Origin of the sequence: Brevibacillus sp. FSL K6-2834 (assembly GCF_038592925.1) — a bacterium.
GTDB classification, from domain to species: domain Bacteria; phylum Bacillota; class Bacilli; order Brevibacillales; family Brevibacillaceae; genus Brevibacillus; species Brevibacillus borstelensis.
Window position 1 is genome coordinate 4,534,778 of record NZ_CP151945.1, and the last position, 25,525, is coordinate 4,560,302.

A 25,525-nucleotide genomic window follows, 5' to 3' on the forward strand; every position below is an offset into this window, starting at 1 on the left:
TAGACTCCGCCTCCCCGTCCTTCCCGGAACGGGTCAGAAGAGCTCCAATTGGCGGGGATTAAGACCGACAGGGTCGACACCCAGCATTTTCATAAACTGCTTGGCGTTCCCCACTGCGTCTCCGCCGGAGTTGTTGTTAAACAGGATGCATACTTCCTGCGCTTCCTCTGCTACTCTGCGAATGCGCGGGACCCACTCGGCAAGCTCTTCCTCCGAGTACTTGTAGAGGTAGCGGACATCTCGCCATTTCTGTCCCTCGCCCGGATCACGCCATCCCGAGACGTTCCGCCCATGGAAGCGCACCAGAGCCAGGGACGGATTGGTCACCGCCTCTACGATAGGAACAGAGCCTTTCCCCGCTTGCGGCTCGTCGCACAAGACGTGTGTCGCATCGAGATTCCTCAGCAGCTCCAGTGTCTTTTCCCGAAAACGGGGTTCAAACCAGCTCTGGTGACGAAACTCGACAGCAACCGGATAAGCGGCCATCGTCTGACGGCAAGCCCGGAGGTATTGAACATGCTCACGCGTGCAGTCAAACCAAGGCGGAAACTGAAACAGAAGCGTCTTTAGTTTGCCCGCTTCTACCAATGGCTGAATGCTTTCCTCAAACTGGCGAAACAGCTCCCGCCGGTCTGCCGGAGCTTCGCCTCGCTGATGACCGGTCATCGCTTGATAAGGCTTGACGATAAAACCAAATGACTTGGGTGTCTCGCGCACCCATGTTTGATAGTGAGTCTGTGGTAAAATGGCGTAAAAGGAGCTGTCCAATTCCACGATAGGAAAATGACCTGCGTAGACGGAGAGCTTGTCCTGATTGCGCACTCCCTGGGTATACAGATCGTAATGGTCTCCCCAGCCGCACACTCCCACATGAATCGTATTCATGGATAGACAACCTCCAGGAGGTATATTCTATGTTTCCCGACCTGCTAGGCGAACCCTTTGGGTTTAAGCATACCAAAACATGTCTGGACCGAAAAGTAGCGAAACGCCTCCTGGCCGAAGCCAAGGAGACGTTCCCTCTGGAGTATTCTGCTCTGTTGGTGGGCCATAAAGCCAGTATTACCGGCCATATCCCGATGCCCTCCGCCCATCACACCACCGATGCCTTCAGATGGGACGGCTCCGCTTTTTTCCAGGCGCTGCAGATCATCAGACAGCGAGAGCTGCAATGGCTCGGAGTCCTGCACAGTCACCCGACTGCCCCGCCTGTACCCTCCGCGGCCGATCACCGCGGCTGGCATTACCCCCAATTGGGCTATTGGATACTGGGATTGGCGGGTGATGACCCCGAACTGAGGCTCTACCAGTGGGAGGGCGGGTCCTTTTTGGAGCGTACTTTCCAGCTTTATGATTCGCCTCTACTTTAAGCTTCCGGTCTGGTTTTGTGTCTGGTTTTGTGTCTGGTTATGTCCGATCTGGTCTGTTCTGGTTTAGTCCGGTCTGGTCTGTTCTGGTTTAGTCCGGTCTGGTCCAGCCTGGTCAGCTCAAAACCATACTCCATCCTGCTTATGTAGAAATCAGGCTATTTCTCTTGTCCCGGACTTTGTGGTTGGCTGACAGCATCGGGTGGAGCGATTGTCGCAATCGAGCTCGTATCCTCGCCTACAGGAACTTTTTTCGCAGTCTGCACGGGCGGAGCGTATCCGCCGGTCTGATCTGCTTTCATGAAGCTGGAAATGATCTTATTCATATCTACACCGGAGACGTCCTTGAGCATTTCCGGCAGTTGGGCCATCAGCTTGGTGACGTTTCCGCTCAGGCGGTTGACGCCGTCTCCCTGGCCTCCGCCGGCATCGACGATCGTTACCTTGTCGATCGCTTTCATCGGCTCGGCAATCTTGCCTGCCAGCTCTGGCAGCATCTTGGCGATAATGTCGAGGACAGCGGCGTGGCCGAATTTCTCGAATGCTTCCGCCAGCTTCTGTTTCCCTTCTGCCTCTGCTTCCAGCTTCAGGCGGGTTACTTCCGCTTCCGCACTTCCTCGCGCCTTCTCGGCTTCGGCAATCGCAAGCCCTTCCAGACGCTTCTGCTCGGCCTGTGCCTTTGCCTCTGCCTCGATGCGGTACTTGAGCGCGTCCGCCTCGCGGATTTTCTTCGCTTTTTCCGCTTCTGCCGCCTGCTCTACAGCATAGCGGTCGGCATCCGCCTTTTTCTTGACCTCGGCATCGTACTGACGCTCGCGGCGCAGAATTTCCTTCTCTTCCAGCTCGATCTCTTTTTGCTTTCGGACGATCTCGATCTTCATTTCCTCTTCCGTTACCTGCTGCTTGGCGACTGCCTCCTGGAGCTTGTAGGCTTGGTCAGCGGAAGCTTTCGCCTTGTCCTGCTCTTGCTTGAACGCAGCGATTTTCAGTTCCTTTTCTTTTTCCGACTCGGCGATGTGCGTCTCTTTCAACAGCTCTGCCTTGCGCGCCTCCTGCTCGGCCTGTGCCTGACGAATCCGCGCTTCCTTGTCCGCCTCCGCCTGCGAGATCGTCGCGTCCCGCTTCACAGCGGCAATCTGGGGAATCCCCAGCGCTGCCAGGTAACCGTTTTTATCGCGGACATCCTTGATCGTAAAGCTGACCACGGAGAGCCCCATTTTTTTCAGGTCTTTCGCGGCAACGGCTTGCACCTCTTGGGCGAAGCGCTCCCTGTTCTTGTAGATTTCTTCTACCGTCATACTGCCCAGGATGGCCCGCAAATAGCCTTCCAGGACTTCCTGCGCCTCTGACTTGAGGGCGTCATCCGTTTTGCCCATAAACTGCTCGGCTGCTGTAGCGATATCCTCAATGGAGCCGCCTACCTTGATAATAGCCACACCGTCGGCCATGACCGGAACGCCCTGCTCCGTGTACACCTCGGGCGTGGATACATCCAGCTTGTGCGACAGCAGGCTGAGGAAATTGGCTTGCTGGAATATTGGCAAAATAAAGGCGCCGCCGCCGCGGACGATTTTCATTTTGCGTCCGGTTTCATCGCTCATGACGTTTTTGCTGCCCAAAAAGCTTCCCGTCACGATCATCGCCTCATCTGCGCCGACTGTCTTGTAGCGGGCCCAGAATGCGATTCCCAAGACGACAAAGACGGCGACAACAGCGACGACTGGTACGAAAAAGGTCGAATCCATCATACTCATCACACGCTCTCCTTTTCCATTGGATTTTGAAAGGGAGTGACATACAGAACGTGATCCCGGACATCTATGACCACGACGCGCGTTCCCTCGCGAATGGCTTCACGGTCGATGCTGGCCGCCATGTGATTGGTCGTGCCGCCGACCATGGTAATCAATACTTCACCCAGCCCTTCAGCCGGTATGCTCGTCAACACCTCGCCTACCATGCCTTCCAGTTGTTTCATCGAATAGCCGATCGAGCTCTCCGCATTTTCCATCGGTTTGACCCAGACAAAGTAAGCGGCAGCAGCCAGCATTAGCCCAATCGCTACAGCTATCGCAAAGACGAACCATTGTGAAAAGGCAGTAAACCGGGTCAATAAAAAGCCGCTGGCTCCAAATGCTGTCAAGGCGCTGACCAAAAGAATCGGCTGCAGCACCGGGAGATCGATTTGACCTAGCAAGTCCGAAACGGTATCCCCGAAAAAGAGCGTTATCAACGTATACAGAAGTCCCGTACCCATGCAGACAAGATAAATGATGTCCCACGTATCCATCCTGTCACCCCTTTCCATTTATGTCTCTATTGTTCATACGAACCAGGACGGAAAATGTTTCAAAATGGTGAATGTTTTTGTCGGGCGGTGCCGATTCCGAAGGATCACTGTCGCCTGGGGCATTTACGGCGCACTCGCTGGAAGGAAAATCCACGTATGTATATGCATCGTTCCGCTCTACTCCCTCTAGTAAGAAAGACGGACCAAATGGCATTCGGATTCTTGTCTTGTCATGAAACAGCGGCCCTGCTGCAAAACAGGACCGCTGTTTCTATGAAAGCATATTGCCAAGATAGCGAGGCATATAGCCGGTTTCTGTCAAAGCCTGTATCACCTGTTCGCGGCGGCCTGGATGGAACAGCGGCAGGGAGCGGAACTCCTCCAGCGGAACCCAGCCCGCCCATTCAATCTCTTCATCCTCTAGTCCTCCCGGGATTGGCGTCTGGTCCTCCCCGATCAGCCTGGCCAGCACCCCAATGCCAATGGTGTGCTTCCCGTTGCCGGTGCCATCAATTCTCTCGTCCACCCATAGCATCCGGTCAAACTCGACTAGCAAACCGGTTTCCTCCCACACTTCCCGGCGAGTGGCATCCGGGATTGTTTCGAGATAATCGACGACCCCTCCAGGCAAATTGTAGCAGGGATGGCCTGAGCATTTTTCCTTGATCACCAAAATCTCACCCTGATGCTCCACCACGACGGTGACCCGCATACGAATTTCGTTCATTTTTGCTCGCTCCCTTTACATGACAGGGGGACGCATGACATCCAGAGAGTTGACCTCAGCATCCGCAAACTGTCTCTCCAAAGCTGCCAAGCCTTCGCGGCTCAAAAACTCTGCCTCCGACCCGGATATCGCGTGCAGCATTTTGAACCAGACTACATCGCTGCCATTGGTAAAGAGATCAAACCCCTCTACTTCAAAATCAGCGGGGGTAGCGAGGACAAACTGCAGACTCGAGCCCTTTTGGATCGGCTTGCCGAGTGCGAAAACATCCCCGTTTGCAAATCCTCTGCCTGTTTCTTCCCAGCGGCGTGCGACCTCGGCGGCGACCCGACCCAAGTGCGAAATGAAAGCGCCATCAAAATGGTACGAGTAGAGCATGCACTCGACTCCTCCACTCCTGTGCAGCTCCAGCGTAGTGTATGTCCACCAGCCGCGCTCGCGCGTAGGCGGAAACACGGCAAGCAAAGTATCCGCCTTTTCCGTATAATAGAGCTCTCCGTCACTGCCAAACAAGCGGGAGCAGTGGTCGTACAGCTGCCTTGCCACCAACATATGTGCGTCCCCGTTCTTTTTAGTCGTAAAATGATGACTTCATCTGTTACAAGACAAGCCCAGGCTTTCTTTCCAATGGAAAGAACCCACCCGGTCAGCAAATGCTGCACCAGGCGGGACCTCTTGGCAAGACGTGACTGTTTGTACCAAAAGCATGTCTGTTTGCTTGTAGAATTTCTTGATATAGCCAGACTTTTACTTGCAGGCCCTTTTACATTATAACATAGCTTCGAGGCCCATAGCCTCTTCCAAACGCAATTGCTTGCGTGCTTAACAGCCTTCCAATATGATGCCCGGATGATCCCACATCTATGATATGCATCGGACATTCATTGAGTGAAACCGTGACAACCAGAAACCCGCATGAAACCATTTTGAGAATTCCCTGGTTTGCTGTATCGGCTTAAACAAATTCTTACGTTGGTAAGCTTTCATAAAGGCTAAAAGAGTAGCGAATATAAAAAATATTGTTTTATCGTTGAAACGAAACTGTTAGACTTTGGAACAAACCATTATATAACAATAACAAGTCAGGAATGGGGTACCTATTTGGACTCAAAAAAAGCGTCATCGGGCAAGAAAAGCAAAACAAGCGGGAAGAGTGAGTCTTTACAAAATGTAGACGAAGCAAGACTGCTGCCAGACTCGGGTCCATGGATGAACAGTGCTCTCTTCCCCGACAGTTCCATGTATGCCATGGCCGTTACGAAGCTTCGGGCCGCGGGGTGTGTATTTGCTGAAGAGGAAGCCCGGATGCTCCTCTCTGCAGCGCAAACGCCGGCGTCGCTCGCCGCCATGGTAGATCGGCGGGCGGCCGGCTTGCCCCTCGAACATGTCATCGGCTGGGCAGAGTTCTGCGGCCTGCGGATCGCCGTAGACCCGGGAGTCTTCGTACCCCGCCGCCGCACCGAGTTTCTCGTTCATCATGCCGCTGCGCTCGTCCGTCCGGAAGCTGTCGTGGTTGACCTGTGCTGCGGCTCCGGTGCGGTGGCAGCCGCTTTGGCCGCAGCCTCGGAACGAATCGAGCTGTACGCTTCAGACATCGACCCCGTCGCGGTCCGGTGCGCACTCCGCAACGTCACCGCCGCTGGCGGCCAAGTATACGAAGGAGACCTCTTCGAACCTCTCCCAGGCAACCTCCGGGGACGTATCGACGTCCTGGTCGCCAACGCGCCTTACGTCCCCACCGAGGCGATCAGACGGCTACCCCCAGAGGCCCGTATGCACGAGGCATTGCTGGCCCTCGACGGAGGTACAGACGGGCTTGACATCCAGCGGCGTGTAGCGGGCACAGCGCCCCTCTGGCTGGCACCGGGCGGCCATCTGCTGGTCGAAACCAGTCAGCGCCAGGCTCCGTTGACTGTCGAGATCTTCTCTCAAAGCGGACTGATACCGCAGGTAGCTAGCTCCGAGGAGCTGGATGCCACTGTGGTCATCGGAACCAGGCCTGTCCTAACGATTTGAAAACACAGAAGCAGCCCTCCGTCGATAGAACCGCTGGAGGGCTGCTTGTACATTCCTATTATTCTGGACAGGGTTTGAAGGTAAGGAAGTTCCAAGAAGGTTCAATTTTGTTGTTTCAAGTTCAAAAACTTTCTAAACTCAATCCCTTGTGTACTGTTTGGAAGTATCCCGCTCTTTGCATCTGAAGTAAATGGCATCCACTGCCAATCTTCCCCTCCGACAAAGCCAAGTTGTGACCATCTATCAAGCAAGTCAATGAAGTTATTTGCAAGTATGCAGCCATGACTCGTGCATCCATCATGGCTTAGATAAACAATTGGAGGATCTTCCCCCTGGCTTAGGTCAAAGGCAAGAAAATCACCATTCCCTACATCATAAAAAGACAGCTTGTCATGCCATACAGCATCATAAGGATCATGTGGGTCAGGAAATACCACTCTTATCCACTCTAGTCTGTCCTGTTCTAACTCAACTAATTTAGACAGATCCCAATGCATATCTCCGGAAAATATTCCTCTAAACTTTTCCGGTAATGCAATTTCATCAGGGAGAAACCATCTGAAACGGAATCGGGCTGAAAATTCCAAAAGAACTTTTTTGAAACTTCCCGGCAAGCAAACATGTAATTGCTCTTCAATATCCTTGATCTGTTTATCCGAAGCGGGTTGTTTTTTAATGATCTCGTAAACCTCGCCATTCAAGGATTTAATTCGGTCTCCAAATGTATAAATTCGACTCATGAGAACATCGTAGTTCATCTTTACATACTGTCCCTCCGTCTGTACTGAGACTCGCTTCCATCTATTGTATCATCCAATTGTTTAAAAAAGTAAATCCCTAAAAAACTAATGGTTCATTTTTTATCGCTCTTCATCTGGAACGTGAGGATGGTGCAAACAAAAATACGTGCCCACGCAACCAGGCACGCAAGCGTGAGGTCGCAATGGACACGTATCTGTTTGTTACAAAGAAGATTGAAGACGATTCACTCGCACTATATGAGCAATGCGTCCAAAACCAAATATGGGCTAAATGGGGGCAAAGCCCGTTTCGGAAGCCGGAAACCCTTGTGGTGCAAGCGTTAACCGATAGAACCTTCCATCTCGAACTTGATCAGTCGGTTCATCTCGACAGCGTATTCCATCGGCAGTTCTTTTGTAAACGGCTCGATGAAGCCCATGACGATCATTTCAGTCGCTTCGGCTTCGGACAGGCCGCGGCTCATCAGGTAGAAGAGCTGGTCTTCCGATACCTTGGAAACCGTCGCCTCGTGCTCAAGCGTGATGTTGTCGTTCATGATTTCGTTGTATGGAATCGTGTCCGAGGTGGACAGTTTATCCAGAATCAGCGTATCGCATTTGATGTTCGACTTGGAGCCTTCCGACTTGCGGCCGAACTGAGCCAGTCCGCGATACGTTACTTTTCCGCCATCGCGAGAGATGGACTTGGAAATAATCGTGGATGTGCAGTCCGGAGCCAGGTGGATCATTTTCGCACCTGCGTCCTGATGCTGTCCTTTGCCTGCTACGGCGATAGAAAGAACGGTACCTTTGGCACGCGGTCCTTTCATGATCACCGCAGGGTATTTCATCGTCAGCTTGGAACCGATGTTGCCGTCGATCCACTCCATGTTGGCGTCAGCGTATGCAACCGCACGTTTGGTCACGAGGTTGTACACGTTGTTGGACCAGTTTTGGATGGTCGTGTAACGGCAGCGAGCGCGTTCCTTGACGATGATTTCCACGACTGCGGAGTGCAGGGAGTCTGTGCTGTAGATCGGTGCGGTACAACCCTCTACGTAGTGCACGAACGCATCCTCATCGACGATGATCAGCGTGCGCTCGAACTGACCCATGTTCTCCGAGTTGATGCGGAAGTACGCTTGCAGCGGCGTTTCTACCTTGACGCCTTTTGGCACGTAGATGAAGGAACCGCCGGACCATACAGCAGAGTTCAGCGCCGCGAACTTGTTGTCCGCCGGCGGGATGACTGTCGCGAAGTACTCCTTCACGATGTCAGGGTACAGCTTCACGGCAGAATCCATGTCGCAGAAGAGAACACCCAGTTTTTCCAGGTCTTCCTGCATGTTGTGGTACACAACTTCGGATTCGTACTGGGCGGATACGCCGGCCAGGAACTTCTGCTCGGCTTCCGGAATACCCAGCTTGTCGAAGGTAGCTTTGATTTCTTCCGGTACTTCATCCCAACTGCGGCCCGCTTTTTCAGACGGCTTCACGTAGTAGGTGATTTCGTCAAAGTTGAGGTCGTCCAGATCGCCGCCCCATTTCGGCATGGGCAGCTTTTCAAAAATTTCCAGTGATTTCAGGCGGAATTCCAGCATCCATTCCGGTTCTTCCTTGATGCGGGAGATTTCCTCCACGATCTCGCGAGTCAGACCCTTCTTGGTACGGAAAATGGAGACGTCCTTGTCGTGAAAGCCGTACTGGTATTCCTGTATTTCCGGGGCTTTTTTCGCCATGTGATTTCACTCCTTACGATTTATTCATGTCCAGCCTGCTTGATTCCCTGCTCCAGCGCCTTCCAGGCCAGGGTAGCACATTTGATCCGCGCCGGGAATTTCGTTACTCCGGAGAGCGCCTCGATGTCCCCCAGATCGACAGAATCGTCGACTTCTTTTCCCTGCATCAAATCGGAAAAGAGCTGAGCCAGCTTGAGCGCTTCCTCTACAGGCTTTCCCTTGACTGCGTCCGTCATCATCGAAGCGGATGACATGCTGATGGAGCAGCCTTCTCCGAGGAACTTGGCATCCGAGACAATTCCGTCCTCCACTTTCAAAGAGAGCGAAATGCTGTCGCCACAAGTCGGATTGTTCAAATTGACGATGAGTCCTTCCGATTCCTCCAGCTTGCCGCGGTTGCGCGGTTTCTGGTAGTGGTCCATAATCACGCGGCGGTACAGATCATCAAGAGAAGACATTGCCGAAAAACTCCTTCGCCTTTTTCAAGCCCGACAGGAAAACATCCACTTCTTCTTCGGTGTTGTACAGATAGAAGCTGGCACGCGCACTAGCGGTGACATTCAGCCAGCGCATCAGCGGCTGGGCGCAGTGGTGACCCGCCCGGATGGCAATCCCGTGGCTGTCGAGCACTGTGGCCAGATCATGCGGATGAACCTCTGACAGGTTGAAAGTGATTAAACTGCTGCGGTCCTTTTTGGGGCCGTAAACGGAAACTCCGTCCATTTCGAGCATTTGCTCCATCGCGTACGCCACCAGCTTTTTCTCGTGGCGCTCGATTTCTTCCATGCCGATCTCCTGCAAAAAGTCGATCGCCGCGCCGAGTCCGATCGCGCCGGCGATGATCGGCGTGCCGCCTTCAAACTTCCACGGCAGCTCCTTCCAGGTAGAGTCATACAGCTCTACGAAGTCGATCATTTCGCCGCCAAATTCCATCGGCTCGGTTTTCTCCAGAAGCTCGCGCTTGCCGTAGAGCACGCCGATCCCGGTCGGCCCGCACATCTTGTGAGCGGAAAACGTGTAAAAGTCGCAATCGAGATCTTGCACGTCGACCTTCGTGTGCGGCGCTCCTTGCGCCCCGTCGACAAACAGGACAGCGCCGTGCTGGTGGGCGATTTGTGCGATTTCCTTGATCGGCGTCGTATCGCCCAGCACGTTGGAAATATGGTGAATGGCTACGATTTTCGTATTGTCGGTTATGGTTTCCCTGACAGCGTCCAGCGTAATCGTACCGTCCTCTGCCAGCGGAATGAATTTGAAGGTAGCTCCGGTAGCCTTTGCCGCCTGCTGCCAAGGGATGAAGTTGCTGTGATGCTCAACCACGGTGGTCACAATTTCATCGCCTGGCTTAAGAGTAGCGCGGGCATAGCCGTACGCTATCGTATTTACCGCGGTGGTCGTTCCCCGCGTAAAGACGATCTCTGCCGTTTCACGGGCATTCACGAAGGCACGCACTTTTTCGCGCGCCTCCTCGAATTTGTCCGTGGCCCGGCTTCCAAGCGTGTGAACCCCGCGATGCACATTGGAGTTGACCTCCTTGTAATACGCATCGATTGCTTCGATAACCTGAATCGGCTTTTGCGAGGTGGCCCCATTGTCCAAATACACCAGCGGGTGGCCATTTACCTCTTGGTGAAGAATGGGAAAGTATTTCCGAAGCTCCTTGGCATTCATTTAACCCAACTTCCTTTCGAGCGCCTGACGAAGCCGGTTGCGAACCTCTTCAACCGGAATCTCGGCTACGACAGGGTCCAGGAAGCCCAGGATAATCAGGCGTTCTGCATCCTGACGTGTGATTCCCCGAGACATCAGGTAGTAGATGCTCTCTTCGCTGACGCGGCCTACGGACGCTGCGTGGCCTGCCTTTACATCATCCTCGTCGATCAGCAGGATAGGGTTGGCGTCCCCGCGGGCTTTTTCGCTCAGCATGAGAATGTTCTCAGCCTGTACGCCATTTGCCTTTTCGGCGCCTTTTTCGATTTTGGTGATTCCGTTCAAAATGCTGGTCGCTTCATCCGTCATGACGGCTTTGCTGACCATGTCGGACTCGGAATGAGTACCGATATGCTGTACTTGGGATGTCAGGTTTTGACGCTGGGAACCGGTACCTACCGAGATGCTCTTGGTCTCGGCGATAGAACCGACCCCTTGGAGGATGGTCGTGTTGTTTGCCACAGTGTTTCCGTCGTTCATCTCGCCCAAGATCCACTCCATCTTGCCGTCGCGGTCCACGCTGGCGCGGCGGAAGGAGTAGTCGTGCACTTCGGTGGAAAGAGAACGCACGGATGCGACTTGCACGGTTGCTCCTGCGCCTACATATACTTCAACAACGCTGTTTGCTACCATATTTTTGCCTTCGCCGGATACATACGTGTCTACGTAAGTAACCTTGCTGTGCGCTTCCGCAACGATCAGCACGTGCGGACAAACAAGCGCATCATCGCCTGCCACTTCAAATACGGCTTGCACAGGCACGCTTACTTCCACGTTTTTGGGAACGTAGAGGAAAACGCCGCCATTGACCACTGCTGTGTGCAGCGCGGTCAGCTTGTGCTCATCATATTTTACGACAGTGCCCAAGTATTTTTGCACGAGCTCGCCGTGTTCTTTCAGCGCAGTTGCCAGGTCGGTAAAGATAACGCCCTGGTTCTTCAGCTCTTCGTCTGCGGACTGAAAAACGACGGATGCGTTTTTCTGCACGATCAGACTTTTTACGCTATCTGCATCGATTTGTCCTTTGACCAGATCGTCCAGCTCTTGGGCTGTTGCCACTTTGCCGGAGGTTTGGAACGGTACAAACTGATCGATATTCCACTTGTCTATTTTCGTTTTCTCCAAGACGGGCAGTTGCAGCTCGCCCGCTGCCTTCAGACCGGCCAAGCGCTTTTCCAAAAACCATGCAGGTTCAGAATTAGCCTTGGAGAACTCGGTGATCGCTTCGGAATCGAAGCGGAGCTGTATATCTACACTCATCTCACTGCTGCCTCCTTCTCTTACACGTTTGCGTTGACGGTTTCATCGACGATGCCGAGTTCTTCCTTGATCCAGTCGTAGCCTTCCGCCTCCAGGCGTTCAGCCAGCTCAGGACCACCGGACTTCACGATTCGTCCTTGCATCATCACGTGTACGAAGTCAGGCTTGACGTAGTTCAAGAGGCGCTGGTAGTGGGTAATGATCAGGAAGCCGCGATCAGCGGAACGCATTGCATTTACGCCGTTCGCTACCACTTTCAGCGCGTCGATGTCGAGACCGGAGTCGATTTCGTCGAGAATGCAAATGGCAGGCTCCAGCATCATCATTTGCAGAATCTCGTTGCGCTTCTTCTCACCGCCGGAGAAGCCTTCGTTCAGATAACGGTGGGCAAAAGCTTCATCCATTTCGAGGGCGCCCATTTTCTTGTCCAACTCGCGGATGAACTTCATCAGCGAAATTTCATTGCCTTCGCCGCGGCGTGCGTTGATCGCAGAGCGCAGGAAGTCCGTGTTGGTAACTCCGCTGATTTCGGACGGATATTGCATCGCCAGGAACAGACCTGCGCGTGCGCGCTCGTCCACTGCCATTTCCAGAACGTCTTCGCCGTTGAGGATCACTTCCCCATCGGTTACTTCGTATTTCGGGTGGCCCATCAAAGTGGAAGCCAGGGTGGATTTCCCCGTCCCGTTCGGTCCCATGATCGCGTGCACTTCTCCGCCTTTGATCTCGAGGTTGAGACCTTTGATGATTTCCTTGTCTTCAATCTTGGCGCGTAGGTTTTTTATCTGCAAATGCGGTACTGCTGTCATTTTCTTTTCCCTCCATGACACTCAAAAATGAGTTGACTTATTCTCAATCCATTCTCAATACCCATCTTATAATAAGAATAATTATAAATCAAGGAATGAAACATATCTGTAATTTTTAAATCATTATATTTAAAAAGTATCACCTCGTTGACCGGGCATTTGCTTATTTTGGCTAATTTTGGAGAAATCATGCGGATTTCTCTCAAAGTGGCTGCGGATATGTTTTTTGGTGCGGTCCCGGCTTTGGTGGTGGAGATGAACAAGGAGAAAACGGCTGCAGGTTCGGTGGGCCACTGCGAGGGAGCTGAACTGTCCGGCTCCATTCCAAAAGCAAAACCGCGTCCAAAAGCAGTAGACACGATGAGGGGTCTCAGAGTTGGACGCTAAAAGCGTGTTTTGCTTTTTCCATTCCGCCTGGGAGGTGTCCCAAAGACCTTTTCCGTTTTCTCCTTTTTCATCTCTACAGCTTGGTTCTTCGACCGCAACTTATTGCAAGCAATTCAAGAAGGGCTGTTCCCTCTTGCAGCAGTTTGAACCGATGCAAAGGGACAGCCCCAGGAATATCCTATATTTCTCTGTATCGCTTGATAGCTTGATTTCTCGCATGCGATTTCAGGTCGCCTTTGCCTGCACATTGCCGACTCGGCGTTGCCACGCATGTTCGCTATTCATTATTCCCTGTTCCTTGCTCCCGGTCTTACTGAACCTTTGGACCTGCTGCAGCGATTTCGGCTGCATTCGGGAACTTCTTCTGGAAGTTTTCGATAAAGCGGTTGGCCAGATCGCGGGCCTGCTTGTCGTAGGCGTCTTTGTCCGCCCACGTGTTGCGCGGGAGCAGGACTTCCGCCGGGACGTTCGGGCAAGAGGTTGGCACTTGCACCCCGAAAGTCGGGTCTGCCACATAGTCGACCTTGGCCAGCTCGCCGTTCAGAGCCGCGGTGACCATTGCGCGGGTGTAGGACAGCTTCATGCGTTTTCCTACGCCGACCGGTCCGCCGGTCCAGCCGGTATTGACCAGGTACACCTGCACGTCGCGCTCATCGATCTTTTTCCCGAGCATTTCCGCGTAGACGACTGGGTGAAGCGGCAGGAACGGGGAACCGAAGCAAGTGGAGAATTCGGTTTGCGGAGTGGTCACGCCGCGCTCTGTCCCAGCCATTTTGCTTGTATATCCGGACAGGAAATGGTACATTGCCTGTTCTCTTGTCAGTTTGGAGATGGGCGGAAGCACTCCGAACGAGTCAGCTGTCAGGAAAATGATCACATTCGGATGACCGCCGACACCTGGGATTACAGCCCCTGGAATGGCTTCGACCGGATAGGCTGCCCGGGTATTTTCCGTGTATTTGTCGCTGTCGTAATTTGCCTCGCGAGTCTCAGGATCGACTTCCACGTTTTCCAGCACTGTACCGAACTGGATCGCTTTCCAGATCTGTGGTTCGCCTTCTTCGGACAGTCGGATGCACTTGGCGTAGCAGCCTCCCTCGATGTTGAACACGCCGTTGTCAGACCAGCCGTGCTCGTCGTCGCCGATCAGGAAGCGGTCCGGGTCAGCGGACAATGTTGTCTTTCCTGTTCCTGACAGACCGAAGAAAAGAGCCACATCTCCGTCTTTGCCTACGTTTGCTGAGCAGTGCATCGAGAGAACGTTTTGTTCAGGCAAAAGCAGGTTCATTACGCTGAAAATCGATTTTTTCATCTCGCCGGCGTATTCGGTACCGCCGATCAAAACGGTTTTTTGCTCAAAGCTGGTGATGATGAACGTCTCCGAGTTGGTGCCGTGCACTTCCGGATTTGCCTTGAAGGTAGGTGCGTATACTACGGTAAACTCCGCTTTATGGGCTGCCAGCTCTTCCGCGCTCGGGCGAATGAACAGCTGGCGGGCAAACAAATTGTGCCACGCGTATTCATTGACCACCCGGATCGGCAGGCGGTAGGTTTCGTCCGCTCCGGCAAAGCCGTCGAAGACAAACAGTTCTTTTGTTTGCAGATATTCCATGACGTCCTGGTATAGCACCTGGAATTTTTCCGGGGTAATCGGCTGGTTCACAGGGCCCCAGTTTACTTTATCGTGTACGGATGCTTCGTCCACTACGAATTTGTCCTTTGGGGAACGGCCCGTAAACTTACCTGTCAACGCGTTGAGCGCCCCTCTATCTGTCATCATGCCTTCGCCGCGCTGTACCGCCATCTCAACGAGCCTTGCGACTGGCAAGTTTGCATACACCTTTGTATTAGCCAGTACGTCAGCAAGCTTGTGAACCGTCTTGGTTTCCATGTGTGAACGATCTCCTTCCCGTATCTATCCGTTAACATGTTTTCTAATCATCGTTGATTTGCAATTAGTATATCACATTTGATCAAATAAGCTACAAGATTTTAATTTTTAGGTGTGAAGAAAATGTGAAGGCTCGTCCCACAAACGCAAGACTCCCTATATTATATGACATTTGTCGAAAAACAACATTCAAAGAAACAGGGAACCTGCGGAAAATAGCAAAGGATTAGAGCAACAGACCGTCGCTGCCTCCCTAGCCACATCTGCAGCCTTTATTGCTTCTCTGCCAGGTTTGGAGGGTTTTTGGTCCGGACTACATGAACCGCGTACCCATCCGGCTTGATTTCCAGACAGTTCAACTGAGATCCATACACGCAAGCGCCATCAATCCCGATTTTCCTCTCCCCAAACCATACATCCGGCTTTTCGTGCAGCGTACTGCAAGTCGTGTGGCCAAATACAACCGTTCGCGCTTCCTTCACCGGCTGATGATAAAAGGCATCCCTGATCCAGATCATCTCGTAGGGAGGAGTCTCTCTCCAGTCCTCGTACGCCGGATTGATGCCTGCATGCACAAAAATATGCTCTTTCGTCTCATAATAATAGGGCAATTGCTGCAAAAATGCGACTTCCTCCGCATAGTGCTGCAAAATATGCTCCCTGGCACTCTGGAGCTTCTGGTCCGTCACTTCATTTTGAAACCAGTCGGTACCGCAAAAGCTCTCCAGCGTGGCTTTGCCGCCATTGCGCAAATACCGTTCCGTCTTTTGCGGCTCGCCGCTGTAGAGAAACTCGAGGAACATCTCATCGTGATTTCCTTTGATGGCAATCGCTTGCTGCTGCTCTGTCAATGCTTTCACCCGTTGCACGACTTCCTTGCTTTTGCAGCCTCGATCAATGTAATCCCCGAGAAGAATCAGCTTGTCAGAATCGGCGTCAAACGAAATTTGTTCAAGCATTTCACAAAATTCATCATACATTCCGTGAATATCGCTTATGACAAAGGTCCTCACTTGTCCATATCCCCTTTTATCCTTTCTCAATCTCGCAGACTACCCCATCGCCCTGCGGATTTCGGCCTGGATCGGCAAATGATACGGACACGCTTGCTGACAAAGCGGCTGTTCCCTGCACGGCTCGTAGGTCATACACTGCGCAAACTTGTCAGCCGACTGCTGCCACATCAGTTCCCCCGCTTCCAAAAGCCCGTATTTCTGGCGATACCTCGAAGGAATCAGCGTATCCGGAATCCGTATCCCCAAGGGACATGAGCAATAGTTGCAGCGTCTGCAGCCGTGCTCATCCAGCCCCGCTGCCATTTCCTCCAGAGCGGCGCGTTCCTCCGCGTCTACGCTTCTCTCCAGCGCCGCGATGTTGGCATCTACCTCGGCGATGCTCTGCATTCCGGAGAGCACGACATGGGCTGATGATGCGGCTGAATAACGCAGCGACTCCGTTACCTTCGACAGAAAGGGACCGGAGATCGGCTTCATCGCGATCATTCCGACATCCAGCGATTCGGCCATTGGCATCAGCTCCCGTTTGGCAAAGGGCTGTACCATGCTCAGGTGAAACAGCACGGTGGCAAACGGATAATCCCGAAGCCAACGGGCCAGCAGCTCAGGACGATGGCCGGTAATCCCAATATGCCCGATGTATCCTTTCGACTGCAGCTCCTCCGCCGCGCGTATGGCGCCGTCTGCCGCTCTGACCTCCCGGTACTCCTGCGGATAGTTCACGTAGTGAATTTGCAAAATGTCCACATAGTCGGTCCGCAGCAAACGAAGGCTCTGTTCGATCTCCTGTTTTGCCTCCCCGTAGCTGCGCTTCATCGTCTTTGTGGCCAGCACATACTCGGAACGGCGATGGCTGATGGCGCTCCCCAGCTTCTCCTCGCTGTCTCCATAACTCGCGGCGGTATCAATATATGTAATGCCGCGATCCAGCGCATGATTGATCACGCGATCCGCTTCCGTATGGCTAATGGCCCGCAGGCGCATGGCGCCAAAGCCTAGCTTCGATACAGTCAATCCTGTTTTCCCCAGTATGCTTGTCCTCACGCCATGTACCCCTCCCTGGGATATTATAGCATGCCTGAAAAATAAGAAGCGCCGCTTCGCTCACGAGCACGTGAGTCGAAGCAGCGCATCGAGTTTCAATTGGTCCCGCAGCGGCCCTCTTATGGTAACAGACTGTCTGGCACTGATGTAGAGCAGCTCGTCACCGGCAAACAGTCTCTGCAAATCGCGCTCCTGTCCGCTCACCACCAGGTGCACCGGCTCCTGCCACCCTGCCCTGGTAATTCCCCCCGGCGAAAAGCGCAGGCAATGCCGCGATTGTGCATCCTCGGCGACGATTCCCACACATCTCTCCCAGCCGCCTGTGATGCCCTTCAAGTAAGCTTTGCCTTGTATTTGACCAGCCACCCGTTCCAGCAAGGAATCCAAACCTTCTCCATTCATCACCGTCGCCCCCTTCGCCTTCTCCCATCAAGGTTCTGGGCAGCCAGAGTCGAATCCTTTGACGAGAGGTGAGAAGCGCTGTCGGTCTCTGTCAAACGGTTTGCCTTTTTCTCGACAAGCTTTTGCTTGCACGGAAACGCCCATTGGCCTGCGCTTGTCTTGTGGAGCATGCAAAAAAGGCACCTGTTGCGAGACGCTGCAGCATCTCCCAAAGGTGCCTCTCGTATATCTATTCATCCAGCTCGTCTTTATCCAGCCGGACCTCCAGATGATGCCCGTCCGGCGTTTCAAAGTAAAGGTTGAAGCTGGTCGGACGCGTAATCGGTCCGCGGTAGCAGATATTTTCCGCTTCCAGTTTGTCTACCAGATAGTCCAGCTCGGCACGGCTGGTCAGGGAAAAAGCGATATGGTCCACTTGCCCGACACCGTTTTTTCCTTCCTCGCCCTCATAGGCATGGAGACCAATCCGTGTGTAAGTGCCAATTTGAAAGTAGATAGGCGCTCCTTCTTCGATGTCTTCTTCCGGGATGGGGACTTCCAAAATATCCTTAAAAAAACGAGCTACCTTCACCACATCCTGACAATTTAACGCGATGTGATGCACGCCTTTCAAATGAAACATTTACACTGCCTCCCACGTCAACTCAGGTCACGCGCTGCGCTTTGACATTTCCTTCCGTCGGTTGTATTGCTTCAAACGATCACTGAGTCGTTTGAGCCTGAGCATCAGCGCTTCACGCCAGTCGTCGTCTTTCAGTTCTTTTGCGACGCCCAGCAAATCAAGCGATATATCAATCTGTTGCTTCAGCACGTCGGCGAAGCTGCCCGCTTCATCCGTCATGGTACAATTCTCAAACAACTCGGATGTATTGTCAACACTAACGAAATCGGCAAAGTCAACTTCCGGCGCCCGATCCCCTTGTGCGTATTCCACCAAAATTTCGTATTCTCCCTCAATAGCAGGGTGAACCTCTATTCTATCACAAACCGGACAAAACATGATCGGCACGTTGTGAACCAGCGTCTTGTAATGACGAACCGAGCCTATCGAGCCTATCATTCCGGCACCACAGCAAAAACTCATGCCTCTCCCTCCTTTTTGCCAAACAAAACGTATGACCATTCTCCCTCGTCCATCAGAGGAACAAAAGTCCCGACCGCAAAGCATTTCTGTTTCCTTCCCTGTAAAAATCGCAAATGCAACTTTCTCAAAAAAGTTTTGCGGTCTTTTGTCTTTCTTGCATTGTAGCGTATAAGAAGGTGTTGTCTCTAGTCGAAAATCATACCAGTTTGCAAAGGTTGGAACGTATTTCTATTGTAGCGAAAAATGACCGGGATGACCAATGTTTTCTGACTAATTTGAACATTTTACCAACAATAGGCCTATCCTGCCAATTTTGTATAATGGTTAGAGTCGGCGGTTTTAAGCTTCCACAGATTGGGAATAGGATAGAGACGCCTTTTTGAGAGGAGAGGTATCATGTTTCGATTTAAAAGCATTCGTACCCGCACACTAGCTATCATGCTCCCTGTGATCATGGGGACGTTGGCACTCGTGATGGGCGTGTCGGCCTTTACCGCGCATTCCCTCCTAACTGAAGAAATCGGAGAGAAGATGCGCAAAGAGCTTGGCATGGTTAGCGCGCGAATTGAAAGCCAACTGGAATCCCATGGCAAGGTGACCGAGGCTTTGGCAAAGACCATTGAGATCGCCCCTTCCTCCTACAAGCTGCAAGACCTGCACGCTCTGCTGAAAAAGACTGTACCTTTACATGAGACATCATTTGGGATGGGCATCTTTATGGAGCCGTACAAATACGACCCCGCTATCCAGTACTTCTCGACATATGGCCAACGCTCACAAAGCACAGTCACCATGACCGAGGAATACAATGACCCGAGCTTTGGCTATACGGGGCAGGAATGGTACAAAAACGGTGCGTCTACCGACAAGCCCTACGTCTTTTCGCGCCCGTATTACGATGAAAAAATGAAGGCTGCCATGGTCACCGTCACTGCTCCTTTTTACGACCAAAACGGCAAGCTGATGGGCGTGACTACCGATGACCTCGAGCTGGGAAGCATTCAAAAGATGGTTTCTGACATCAAAGTCGGGGAAACCGGCTGGTCGTTCTTGATCGACAGCGAGGGAACCTATCTTTCGTTCCCCGACACCGCCAAGCTGTTGAAAGCGAATATTTCCGCTGACGAGAACGCTTCACTGGCGGCCATCAGCCGTACTTTGCTGGACGAGCCTGAGGGGCAAGCTGCTTTTACCGATCAAAACGGCAGCAATACCGTTTATTTTCACAAAATTCCCCAAACGAACTGGACGCTGGCTCTCGTGATGCCAGACGCGGAGCTATTGGCACCGGTCAACTCGCTTCTCTGGAAGCTCTCTTTGACAAGCGTCGCCGGAATTCTCGTGCTGGTCGTGGTGATTCACTTTTTCAGCCGTTATCTGTCCCGACAGCTCGACAAAACAAACAGGCTTTCACAGTCGCTGGCCTCGGGAGACTTTACTGCAACGATTCAATTGGACACAGCCGACGAACTGGGGCAAATGGCAAACAGATTCAACGAGATGACCGCTACCTTGCGCGAGACGCTGCAGCGCGTCAGCTTTCACTCCGAGCAAGTCGCGGCCACATCCGAGCAGCTGACCGCCAGCGCCCAGCAGACCAGCCAGGCCACCGAGCAGATCGCCGAAGCCGTGCAGGACATCGCCTACGGGGCAGATAAACAAGCGGAAGCGACTTCACGGGGCACAGAAATCGTCACACAGATCGCTTCCCACATTTCGCAAATTGAGGAAGCGGTAAAAACCGTCACCGAATCTACCTCCACGGTGCGGGATCAGGCAGCCGAAGGCAATCAGATGGCCAGCAAAGCCGTTGAGCAAATGCATCTGATCGAGGGCCAGATGACCCACACTTCCGACGTGGTCAACATTCTCGGACAGCGTTCGCAGGAGATCGGGCAGATGATCGCCTTGATCACGGATATCGCCGCCCAGACCAACCTGCTCGCGCTCAACGCCGCGATCGAAGCAGCCCGGGCCGGAGAACAGGGACGCGGCTTTGCCGTTGTTGCCGATGAGGTCCGCAAGCTCGCAGAACAGACGGCGGCATCCGCCGACCAGGTACACCGTATCGTGACAGACATTCAAAGCGACACGACCGCTGTCATCGCCGCCATGCAAAACGGATCTCACGTCTTGCAGGAAGGAATGACGTATGTGCAGACCACGGGACAAGCCTTTGAACAGATTTCACAGTCGACCCGCGTGCTGTTTGGCCAGACCGATGAAGTCTCATCGTATATGGCGGAGATCAGCAAGCAGATGGAGACGATGATCGAGGCTATTCAGGAAATCGCCCGGATCTCGGAGCAATCCGCCGGCAATACCCAGACGGTAGCCGCCGCTGCCGAGGAGCAAAACGCTTCGATGCAGGAAATCTCTGCAGCTTCCGCAATGCTCGCCCGGATGGCGACGGAGCTGTACGATTCGATTCGTTCGTTTAAGTTGTAGGCTTGGTGAGTAGAGGATAGGATGGCTGATGGCTGGCAGTAAAGAAGGTCATGAGGGCGTAAAAGCTCTCATGACCTTTTTGGTTGAGTCTGTAAAATATTTTGTGTAAACTCTCAACCTCTAAACTACAATTAGGAGTAGAAAGGTTGGGAGATTTTTATGATGTCAAAAGAGCAGATCAAGCAGTGGATCAAAGAGAAAAACATGAAGTCAGTGGACGACGTACAGTCAGCGTTAAAGGATCTATTCGCAGACACAATCCAAGAAATGCTGGAAGCTGAAATCGAGTCCTCTCTTGGATACGCCAAGCATGACATGAAAAACAAGCGGACAACCAACAGTCGCAATGGGTATAGCAAGAAAACCGTCCGTTCTGAGTACGGGGATGTCGACATCCAAGTCCCTCGGGATCGAGAGGGTGATTTTGAACCAAACATTGTAAAGAAACATCAATCCAATGTTACAGGGATCGAAGATCAAATTCTTGCCCTCTATGCCAAAGGCGTATCCACACGCGATATCCAAGACCATCTGCAGCAGCTCTATGGCATCGAAGTCTCACCAACGCTCATATCAAATGTAACCAATAAGATTGTACCGATGATCAAAGAGTGGCAAAATCGCCCCTTGCAAGCGGTTTATGCTGTTGTTTTCCTTGACGCCATTCACTTTAAGGTAAAACAGGACGGAGCTATCGTCAATAAAGCCGCCTATATGGTCATTGGTATTGACCTTGACGGTCATAAAGATGTGCTTGGGATCTGGATTGGGGAGAATGAATCGGCAAAATTCTGGCTGCATGTCCTCAACGAACTGAAAAATCGTGGAGTCCAGGATATTCTCATTACAAGCGTCGATAATCTTCGTGGCTTTACAGAAGCCATCTCTGCATGTTATCCGAAGACGGAGATTCAGAAATGTGTTATCCATCAAATCCGAAATTCCATCAAGTATGTTTCCTATAAGGATCTCAAAAAGATCACGTCCGAGCTAAAACCTATCTATAAGGCTCCAACGGAGCAAGCCGCGTTGGAAGAACTCGATCAGTTTGAACAAACCTGGGGCAGTAGATATCCCTTGATGGTTCGTTCCTGGCGGAATAACTGGGACGAGATTGCCACTTTCTTTAAATATCCTCCCGAGATTCGAAAGCTGATTTATACAACTAACGTGATCGAGAGTTATCATCGACAGCTTCGAAAGGTGACAAAAGGAAAAGCCATGTTTCCCACAGATGATGCCCTTTTGAAGATGTTATATCTCGTAACCATGGATGTTCTACGAAAGTGGACGGGACGAGTTCAGAACTGGGGCCAGATTCTCTTACAGCTATCCGTTTTCTTTGAAGATCGGGTACAGCCGTACATCCGTTAACAAATGAAAGGCTTCATCCCCGAAGGGATTATCTTTTTCTCCACCAACGCGTCAAGGGTTCACTTCGCCTCACGCCCTTGACTCTATTGGCTCCGAAAAAGATGTCCCAATTAGGGGGATGAAACCTGTTCATATATCGGTTGATTGAGTTTACACAAAAATCTTGACAGACCCTCTTTAAGTAATTATCCGAAGTACTTTCGGCAGACCAATGTACTCCTTTCCATAGCTTTTGATGTTTGTACCATACCTACCGAAGAAACTTCGTTTTGAAAGTGTATGGTTCAAATTTTATTCTAAGCCGTTAATTTGAAACGCCTTGGCGTTATAAGCATCCGTTAGATAATCTTGTAAGTCCCTCATTGTTTCCACATACAAATCCTTGAAGTCCCCATTTGCTTGAAGTCTTTCAATAAAAGGCTGATACTGACGAGGCTGACCAACAAACTGCTTTACTACTTTTCTAACCAAATCTAAGGAAGCCGACACGTTACTATCGAATTGGCTCTCAAGTTTTTTTCCTTTTTGGTCAGGTAAGAAAATTCCTATGACAAAAGATATCCAATAATGCACCCCCTCACTAACGAGAATATATGGGTTCTTCGATAAATTGCATGTGCGAATGATATCAGTAGCTGTTGTTCGTTTTTTCTGTATGAATCCCTTTTTCATCAGTTGATTCATCATTTTCCCAACAGTCTTGTTTGATAGTCCTGTATAGAGTTCAATCGTTTTTTGCGAAACGCTTCCATAACCATTTTCGTCAAGCCGCCACACTAGTTCCCATAGAACAGACAATTCATTCGGAGAGAGAAAAAAGCATCGCCGCAATACGTTAGGGGTTCGGAGATAATGGCCGAGATTGGCTTCCCAGCAACGGACATAATTACCTTCCTCCCCCTCGGGTATGAGAATCCCTTCCACAGCTCCATCATTACCGACATAATTAAATCGATCAATTGCATCATTTAGCCAATTAAATGCACCCATTCTAACCATCCCTTTTCTGTAAATGATATTGTTCCTACTTTCCTTATACGAGCTTCATAAACGACAGTTAAGACCTGTAGAAAAGGAAAAACCCCGCACAACGGCGGGGAATGGATTAGCCAAACAACGGAAAATATTTACGATAGTAGTCTTTATGATAGTCGGATAGATTCCATCCATACTGATTAAGGAATCGAGTAACTTTCGCTAATACTTGATTCCGATGAATGACATCCTTATGTGTTGATTTGGCGAGGTAGTGAGCTAGGCTTAGTTCGGCTTGCTCCTGCGAGAGAGTGTCTGTAACATGCTTGGCAAAAATGCAGGCAAGTTCGTCCATATCAGAGCCATAACCGAGCACGTTCTCCCGCCGCATTAGGGTTAGGACTGTATCTAACGGCAGTCTTTTCATGCGTTAGCCCTCCCTTCTGCGGCGGCGGGGGCGTGTATCTCTTGTTCGACTCTCCATTTCCGCCATAAGAGATATTGACGCTGTACGTCCTGTTCATCGTAGCCATGCTGTATCATGACATTCAGGATGGCGCGGGGGATGGAATCGGTGTAGCCATACAAGCAACTACGAAATCTTTCCCAAGGAATATCATGCAAAACAACAAACGCCCGATGGGTTAGCCCTAGCTTCTGAATGCATTCTTTTACGGGATGCATCATGATTGATTTCTCCTTTCAAGTTGTCTTCCCTTATTAGGTTAGACACTCTATAGGTAGGAATCACACCAGACATACAGAAGCATGGGGTGCTTTTTGAATCTTGAATTTGTCACATCGGAGTAAATCCGCTCGTTAGGTAACAGGCTCACCCGTAACGGTAGAGCCCGAATGAATTTACAGTACGCAACCGCATCCTGTCACACTAATCAACCAAGTTTAATTCAACCAGTAACCATATAGTGTCGAATTGGCTTGGCTTCGTTATCTCCCACCCGCTAAATTGGCGGTGTATGATGCATATACGGGCGGGAGACTATTTTCAAATTCCCTCATTCGGCACTGGGTCGCCCCGCCAATAACACATAGATTATTTTAGTTTTTCAATTATCTCATTTACTCCGTGCACAATCACACTACTAAGTACATCAGTGTAATTTTTATAATCATCTGACTTGGCTATTATTGTATCAAAAACATCTTTCAACTTGCCATCAATTATTAGTGTAAGCCCTTCTACCTGTTCTTCACTTCCCTTTTTACCGAACATGTCCTTCATTATCGTAAAGGTGTCTTCGCTTTTCATTTTACCCTCCTTGTAAAAATAGATTGTTACCATCGACTATCCAGTAACGATAGTCTTCAGGAATGACCTCAATAAATTGCTCATACTTCCCAAGCCACCCATTCGGTACATATAGTTCATAAGATGCAGGTTCAGGATAGTAGGAAGTCAATTCCTTATCATCAAAATCCACGTATAGGGAAGGTAACATTTCTGAAATATAACTATACGTTCCCTGCTCTAACATTTTCCTTAATTCTTCTGTTCCAACCTCAAAGTCACTAAGCTTTTGGAGGAAGTCTTCCGCCGTGTCCTCGTTTACTACTGCGATATTAAATCTGTCTGAGAAGTCATCAGGATTAGGAATTTCAAATCCTTTCTCAAGATATGAAGAAATTAATTTTTTCAAATCCAAAAACCATATCTCCTTATCTGCTACAAACCATCTGAAAGATTTCTTATATTTGACTAAAACTATTATAGTCTCAGCATACTTTGGCTTGTTGTGCACTGTTCCTCCTCCTCAGTATTCAAGTACCTCTCGATAATCCTATTTTTTTATTTTACCATACTCTTCAAGCCACTGAATCCAAGGGGCAGGGAATTCATATGATGTTCCCGGCGTACTCGGGTCGACCACTTTTGGTGCTGTCCCCCCTTGATTAAGAGGATTTGAATTATATTTGTACTGTGGAATTGCATTTTCTTTAACAAAATCATCAAACCATTTCGGTACTTCAACTTCAACAATTTCTGCACCGTTACCCCTTTTTTGCAAGAAATACTCGGCATGTTCCCTAGTTCCTGCACTAACATTCAAATTCGCTTCTTTGTTTGGGATTACCATTTTTCCATTTTCATCAACCTGTATTCTAACTTGGCTTGCATTTGGCATTTCGCCACCTTGAACTCTGTAGTAAGAAACAGTTTCACCCGTCCCCTAAGTTGTAATCTTAAACTTGGGAATAAGGAAGGTGGCAACTGTTTTACCAATTAC

At 50.9% G+C, this 25,525-nt stretch carries 28 protein-coding genes; 4 read left to right on the forward strand and 24 right to left on the reverse strand.

Features of this window, described 5'->3' with window-relative positions; genetic code table 11:
- Positions 1–33 precede the first annotated feature (33 nt).
- Entirely contained in the window at positions 34–885 is an 852-nt protein-coding gene (locus NST96_RS22230) for a DUF72 domain-containing protein (protein WP_003392380.1), read from the reverse strand.
- A gap of 29 nt (positions 886–914) precedes the next feature.
- Here NST96_RS22230 and NST96_RS22235 point away from each other — a divergent pair, with 29 nt between their 5' ends.
- The gene (locus NST96_RS22235) at positions 915–1,370 is read left to right on the forward strand and encodes a M67 family metallopeptidase (protein ID WP_003392381.1); all 456 of its coding nucleotides are present in this window, start codon (positions 915–917) and stop codon (positions 1,368–1,370) included.
- Positions 1,371–1,525: 155 nt separating this feature from the next.
- Here the strand turns inward: NST96_RS22235 and NST96_RS22240 are convergent, their stop codons facing one another.
- The 4 genes from NST96_RS22240 to NST96_RS22255 form a co-directional block, all read right to left on the reverse strand.
- Complete coding sequence (locus tag NST96_RS22240; RefSeq protein ID WP_171506383.1) at positions 1,526–3,121, reverse strand: flotillin family protein; 1,596 nt, start codon at positions 3,119–3,121, stop codon at positions 1,526–1,528.
- Entirely contained in the window at positions 3,121–3,657 is a 537-nt protein-coding gene (locus NST96_RS22245; protein ID WP_024983060.1) for an NfeD family protein, read from the reverse strand. The genes NST96_RS22240 and NST96_RS22245 overlap by 1 nt, the downstream gene beginning before the upstream one ends.
- Before the next feature lie 271 nt (positions 3,658–3,928).
- On the reverse strand, positions 3,929–4,384 hold the full coding sequence (locus NST96_RS22250) for an NUDIX hydrolase (RefSeq protein ID WP_003392387.1): 456 nt from the start codon (positions 4,382–4,384) through the stop codon (positions 3,929–3,931).
- Positions 4,385–4,399: 15 nt separating this feature from the next.
- Positions 4,400–4,936, reverse strand: a complete 537-nt coding sequence (locus NST96_RS22255) for a suppressor of fused domain protein (protein ID WP_003392389.1) — start codon at positions 4,934–4,936, stop codon at positions 4,400–4,402.
- A gap of 657 nt (positions 4,937–5,593) precedes the next feature.
- Between NST96_RS22255 and NST96_RS22260 the strand changes: the two genes are divergently transcribed.
- Positions 5,594–6,400, forward strand: coding sequence for a putative protein N(5)-glutamine methyltransferase (locus tag NST96_RS22260; protein ID WP_342406549.1), 807 nt, complete (start codon positions 5,594–5,596; stop codon positions 6,398–6,400).
- 101 nt (positions 6,401–6,501) lie between these two features.
- Here the strand turns inward: NST96_RS22260 and NST96_RS22265 are convergent, their stop codons facing one another.
- From NST96_RS22265 to NST96_RS22325, 13 genes are all read right to left on the reverse strand, one after another.
- Positions 6,502–7,158 (reverse strand): SMI1/KNR4 family protein, encoded by a 657-nt coding sequence (locus NST96_RS22265; protein WP_003392394.1) that lies wholly within the window; start codon positions 7,156–7,158, stop codon positions 6,502–6,504.
- Between the two features lie 323 nt (positions 7,159–7,481).
- On the reverse strand, positions 7,482–8,879 hold the full coding sequence (sufB, locus tag NST96_RS22270) for a Fe-S cluster assembly protein SufB (RefSeq protein WP_003392396.1): 1,398 nt from the start codon (positions 8,877–8,879) through the stop codon (positions 7,482–7,484).
- Positions 8,880–8,899: 20 nt separating this feature from the next.
- Complete coding sequence (gene sufU, locus NST96_RS22275) at positions 8,900–9,337, reverse strand: Fe-S cluster assembly sulfur transfer protein SufU (protein ID WP_003392398.1); 438 nt, start codon at positions 9,335–9,337, stop codon at positions 8,900–8,902.
- Positions 9,324–10,550: a cysteine desulfurase gene (locus tag NST96_RS22280; RefSeq protein ID WP_003392400.1), complete on the reverse strand. Its 1,227-nt coding sequence runs from the start codon at positions 10,548–10,550 to the stop codon at positions 9,324–9,326. The genes sufU and NST96_RS22280 overlap by 14 nt, the downstream gene beginning before the upstream one ends.
- Entirely contained in the window at positions 10,551–11,849 is a 1,299-nt protein-coding gene (gene sufD, locus NST96_RS22285; RefSeq protein ID WP_003392402.1) for a Fe-S cluster assembly protein SufD, read from the reverse strand.
- Positions 11,850–11,869: 20 nt separating this feature from the next.
- The gene (sufC, locus tag NST96_RS22290; RefSeq protein ID WP_003392404.1) at positions 11,870–12,658 is read right to left on the reverse strand and encodes a Fe-S cluster assembly ATPase SufC; all 789 of its coding nucleotides are present in this window, start codon (positions 12,656–12,658) and stop codon (positions 11,870–11,872) included.
- Entirely contained in the window at positions 12,655–13,017 is a 363-nt protein-coding gene (locus NST96_RS22295) for a hypothetical protein (protein WP_141334137.1), read from the reverse strand. The genes sufC and NST96_RS22295 overlap by 4 nt, the downstream gene beginning before the upstream one ends.
- 338 nt (positions 13,018–13,355) lie before the next feature.
- Positions 13,356–14,936, reverse strand: coding sequence for a phosphoenolpyruvate carboxykinase (ATP) (gene pckA, locus NST96_RS22300; protein ID WP_003392406.1), 1,581 nt, complete (start codon positions 14,934–14,936; stop codon positions 13,356–13,358).
- Positions 14,937–15,208: 272 nt separating this feature from the next.
- Positions 15,209–15,949, reverse strand: a complete 741-nt coding sequence (locus NST96_RS22305; protein ID WP_003392409.1) for a metallophosphoesterase family protein — start codon at positions 15,947–15,949, stop codon at positions 15,209–15,211.
- A gap of 39 nt (positions 15,950–15,988) precedes the next feature.
- On the reverse strand, positions 15,989–16,996 hold the full coding sequence (locus tag NST96_RS22310) for an aldo/keto reductase (protein ID WP_003392412.1): 1,008 nt from the start codon (positions 16,994–16,996) through the stop codon (positions 15,989–15,991).
- 60 nt (positions 16,997–17,056) lie between these two features.
- Positions 17,057–17,398, reverse strand: coding sequence for a hypothetical protein (locus NST96_RS22315; RefSeq protein WP_003392414.1), 342 nt, complete (start codon positions 17,396–17,398; stop codon positions 17,057–17,059).
- Between the two features lie 229 nt (positions 17,399–17,627).
- Entirely contained in the window at positions 17,628–18,020 is a 393-nt protein-coding gene (locus NST96_RS22320; protein WP_003392416.1) for a VOC family protein, read from the reverse strand.
- A 27-nt stretch (positions 18,021–18,047) separates the two neighbouring features.
- Entirely contained in the window at positions 18,048–18,482 is a 435-nt protein-coding gene (locus NST96_RS22325) for a hypothetical protein (protein ID WP_003392418.1), read from the reverse strand.
- A 396-nt stretch (positions 18,483–18,878) separates the two neighbouring features.
- Between NST96_RS22325 and NST96_RS22330 the strand changes: the two genes are divergently transcribed.
- Together NST96_RS22330 and NST96_RS22335 are read left to right on the forward strand one after the other, a co-directional pair.
- On the forward strand, positions 18,879–20,930 hold the full coding sequence (locus tag NST96_RS22330) for a methyl-accepting chemotaxis protein (protein ID WP_024983052.1): 2,052 nt from the start codon (positions 18,879–18,881) through the stop codon (positions 20,928–20,930).
- Positions 20,931–21,089: 159 nt separating this feature from the next.
- The gene (locus NST96_RS22335; protein WP_251247396.1) at positions 21,090–22,304 is read left to right on the forward strand and encodes an IS256 family transposase; all 1,215 of its coding nucleotides are present in this window, start codon (positions 21,090–21,092) and stop codon (positions 22,302–22,304) included.
- Between the two features lie 291 nt (positions 22,305–22,595).
- Here the strand turns inward: NST96_RS22335 and NST96_RS22340 are convergent, their stop codons facing one another.
- The 6 genes from NST96_RS22340 to NST96_RS22365 form a co-directional block, all read right to left on the reverse strand.
- Positions 22,596–23,294, reverse strand: a complete 699-nt coding sequence (locus NST96_RS22340) for a helix-turn-helix domain-containing protein (protein WP_170208417.1) — start codon at positions 23,292–23,294, stop codon at positions 22,596–22,598.
- A 115-nt stretch (positions 23,295–23,409) separates the two neighbouring features.
- Positions 23,410–23,706 carry a hypothetical protein gene (locus NST96_RS22345; RefSeq protein WP_031933660.1) on the reverse strand — a complete coding sequence of 99 codons (297 nt, stop codon included), beginning with the start codon at positions 23,704–23,706 and terminating at the stop codon, positions 23,410–23,412.
- On the reverse strand, positions 23,703–23,966 hold the full coding sequence (locus tag NST96_RS22350; RefSeq protein ID WP_031933661.1) for a hypothetical protein: 264 nt from the start codon (positions 23,964–23,966) through the stop codon (positions 23,703–23,705). The genes NST96_RS22345 and NST96_RS22350 overlap by 4 nt, the downstream gene beginning before the upstream one ends.
- 367 nt (positions 23,967–24,333) lie before the next feature.
- Positions 24,334–24,549, reverse strand: coding sequence for a hypothetical protein (locus NST96_RS22355; RefSeq protein WP_031933662.1), 216 nt, complete (start codon positions 24,547–24,549; stop codon positions 24,334–24,336).
- Between the two features lies 1 nt (position 24,550).
- Positions 24,551–25,039, reverse strand: coding sequence for a hypothetical protein (locus tag NST96_RS22360; RefSeq protein ID WP_031933663.1), 489 nt, complete (start codon positions 25,037–25,039; stop codon positions 24,551–24,553).
- Between the two features lie 39 nt (positions 25,040–25,078).
- Entirely contained in the window at positions 25,079–25,423 is a 345-nt protein-coding gene (locus tag NST96_RS22365) for a hypothetical protein (protein ID WP_051925700.1), read from the reverse strand.
- Positions 25,424–25,525: the final 102 nt, after the last annotated feature.

Coding starts and splice junctions, on each gene's coding strand:
- NST96_RS22230 (WP_003392380.1), bottom strand. CDS start 885: ATGAATACGATTCATGTGGGAGTGTGCGGCTGGGGAGACCATTACGAT.
- NST96_RS22235 (WP_003392381.1), top strand. CDS start 915: ATGTTTCCCGACCTGCTAGGCGAACCCTTTGGGTTTAAGCATACCAAA.
- NST96_RS22240 (WP_171506383.1), bottom strand. CDS start 3,121: ATGAGTATGATGGATTCGACCTTTTTCGTACCAGTCGTCGCTGTTGTC.
- NST96_RS22245 (WP_024983060.1), bottom strand. CDS start 3,657: ATGGATACGTGGGACATCATTTATCTTGTCTGCATGGGTACGGGACTT.
- NST96_RS22250 (WP_003392387.1), bottom strand. CDS start 4,384: ATGAACGAAATTCGTATGCGGGTCACCGTCGTGGTGGAGCATCAGGGT.
- NST96_RS22255 (WP_003392389.1), bottom strand. CDS start 4,936: ATGTTGGTGGCAAGGCAGCTGTACGACCACTGCTCCCGCTTGTTTGGC.
- NST96_RS22260 (WP_342406549.1), top strand. CDS start 5,594: ATGAACAGTGCTCTCTTCCCCGACAGTTCCATGTATGCCATGGCCGTT.
- NST96_RS22265 (WP_003392394.1), bottom strand. CDS start 7,158: ATGAACTACGATGTTCTCATGAGTCGAATTTATACATTTGGAGACCGA.
- sufB (WP_003392396.1), bottom strand. CDS start 8,879: ATGGCGAAAAAAGCCCCGGAAATACAGGAATACCAGTACGGCTTTCAC.
- sufU (WP_003392398.1), bottom strand. CDS start 9,337: ATGTCTTCTCTTGATGATCTGTACCGCCGCGTGATTATGGACCACTAC.
- NST96_RS22280 (WP_003392400.1), bottom strand. CDS start 10,550: ATGAATGCCAAGGAGCTTCGGAAATACTTTCCCATTCTTCACCAAGAG.
- sufD (WP_003392402.1), bottom strand. CDS start 11,849: ATGAGTGTAGATATACAGCTCCGCTTCGATTCCGAAGCGATCACCGAG.
- sufC (WP_003392404.1), bottom strand. CDS start 12,658: ATGACAGCAGTACCGCATTTGCAGATAAAAAACCTACGCGCCAAGATT.
- pckA (WP_003392406.1), bottom strand. CDS start 14,936: ATGGAAACCAAGACGGTTCACAAGCTTGCTGACGTACTGGCTAATACA.
- NST96_RS22315 (WP_003392414.1), bottom strand. CDS start 17,398: ATGAATGGAGAAGGTTTGGATTCCTTGCTGGAACGGGTGGCTGGTCAA.
- NST96_RS22320 (WP_003392416.1), bottom strand. CDS start 18,020: ATGTTTCATTTGAAAGGCGTGCATCACATCGCGTTAAATTGTCAGGAT.
- NST96_RS22325 (WP_003392418.1), bottom strand. CDS start 18,482: ATGAGTTTTTGCTGTGGTGCCGGAATGATAGGCTCGATAGGCTCGGTT.
- NST96_RS22330 (WP_024983052.1), top strand. CDS start 18,879: ATGTTTCGATTTAAAAGCATTCGTACCCGCACACTAGCTATCATGCTC.
- NST96_RS22335 (WP_251247396.1), top strand. CDS start 21,090: ATGATGTCAAAAGAGCAGATCAAGCAGTGGATCAAAGAGAAAAACATG.
- NST96_RS22340 (WP_170208417.1), bottom strand. CDS start 23,294: ATGGGTGCATTTAATTGGCTAAATGATGCAATTGATCGATTTAATTAT.
- NST96_RS22345 (WP_031933660.1), bottom strand. CDS start 23,706: ATGAAAAGACTGCCGTTAGATACAGTCCTAACCCTAATGCGGCGGGAG.
- NST96_RS22350 (WP_031933661.1), bottom strand. CDS start 23,966: ATGATGCATCCCGTAAAAGAATGCATTCAGAAGCTAGGGCTAACCCAT.
- NST96_RS22355 (WP_031933662.1), bottom strand. CDS start 24,549: ATGAAAAGCGAAGACACCTTTACGATAATGAAGGACATGTTCGGTAAA.
- NST96_RS22365 (WP_051925700.1), bottom strand. CDS start 25,423: ATGCCAAATGCAAGCCAAGTTAGAATACAGGTTGATGAAAATGGAAAA.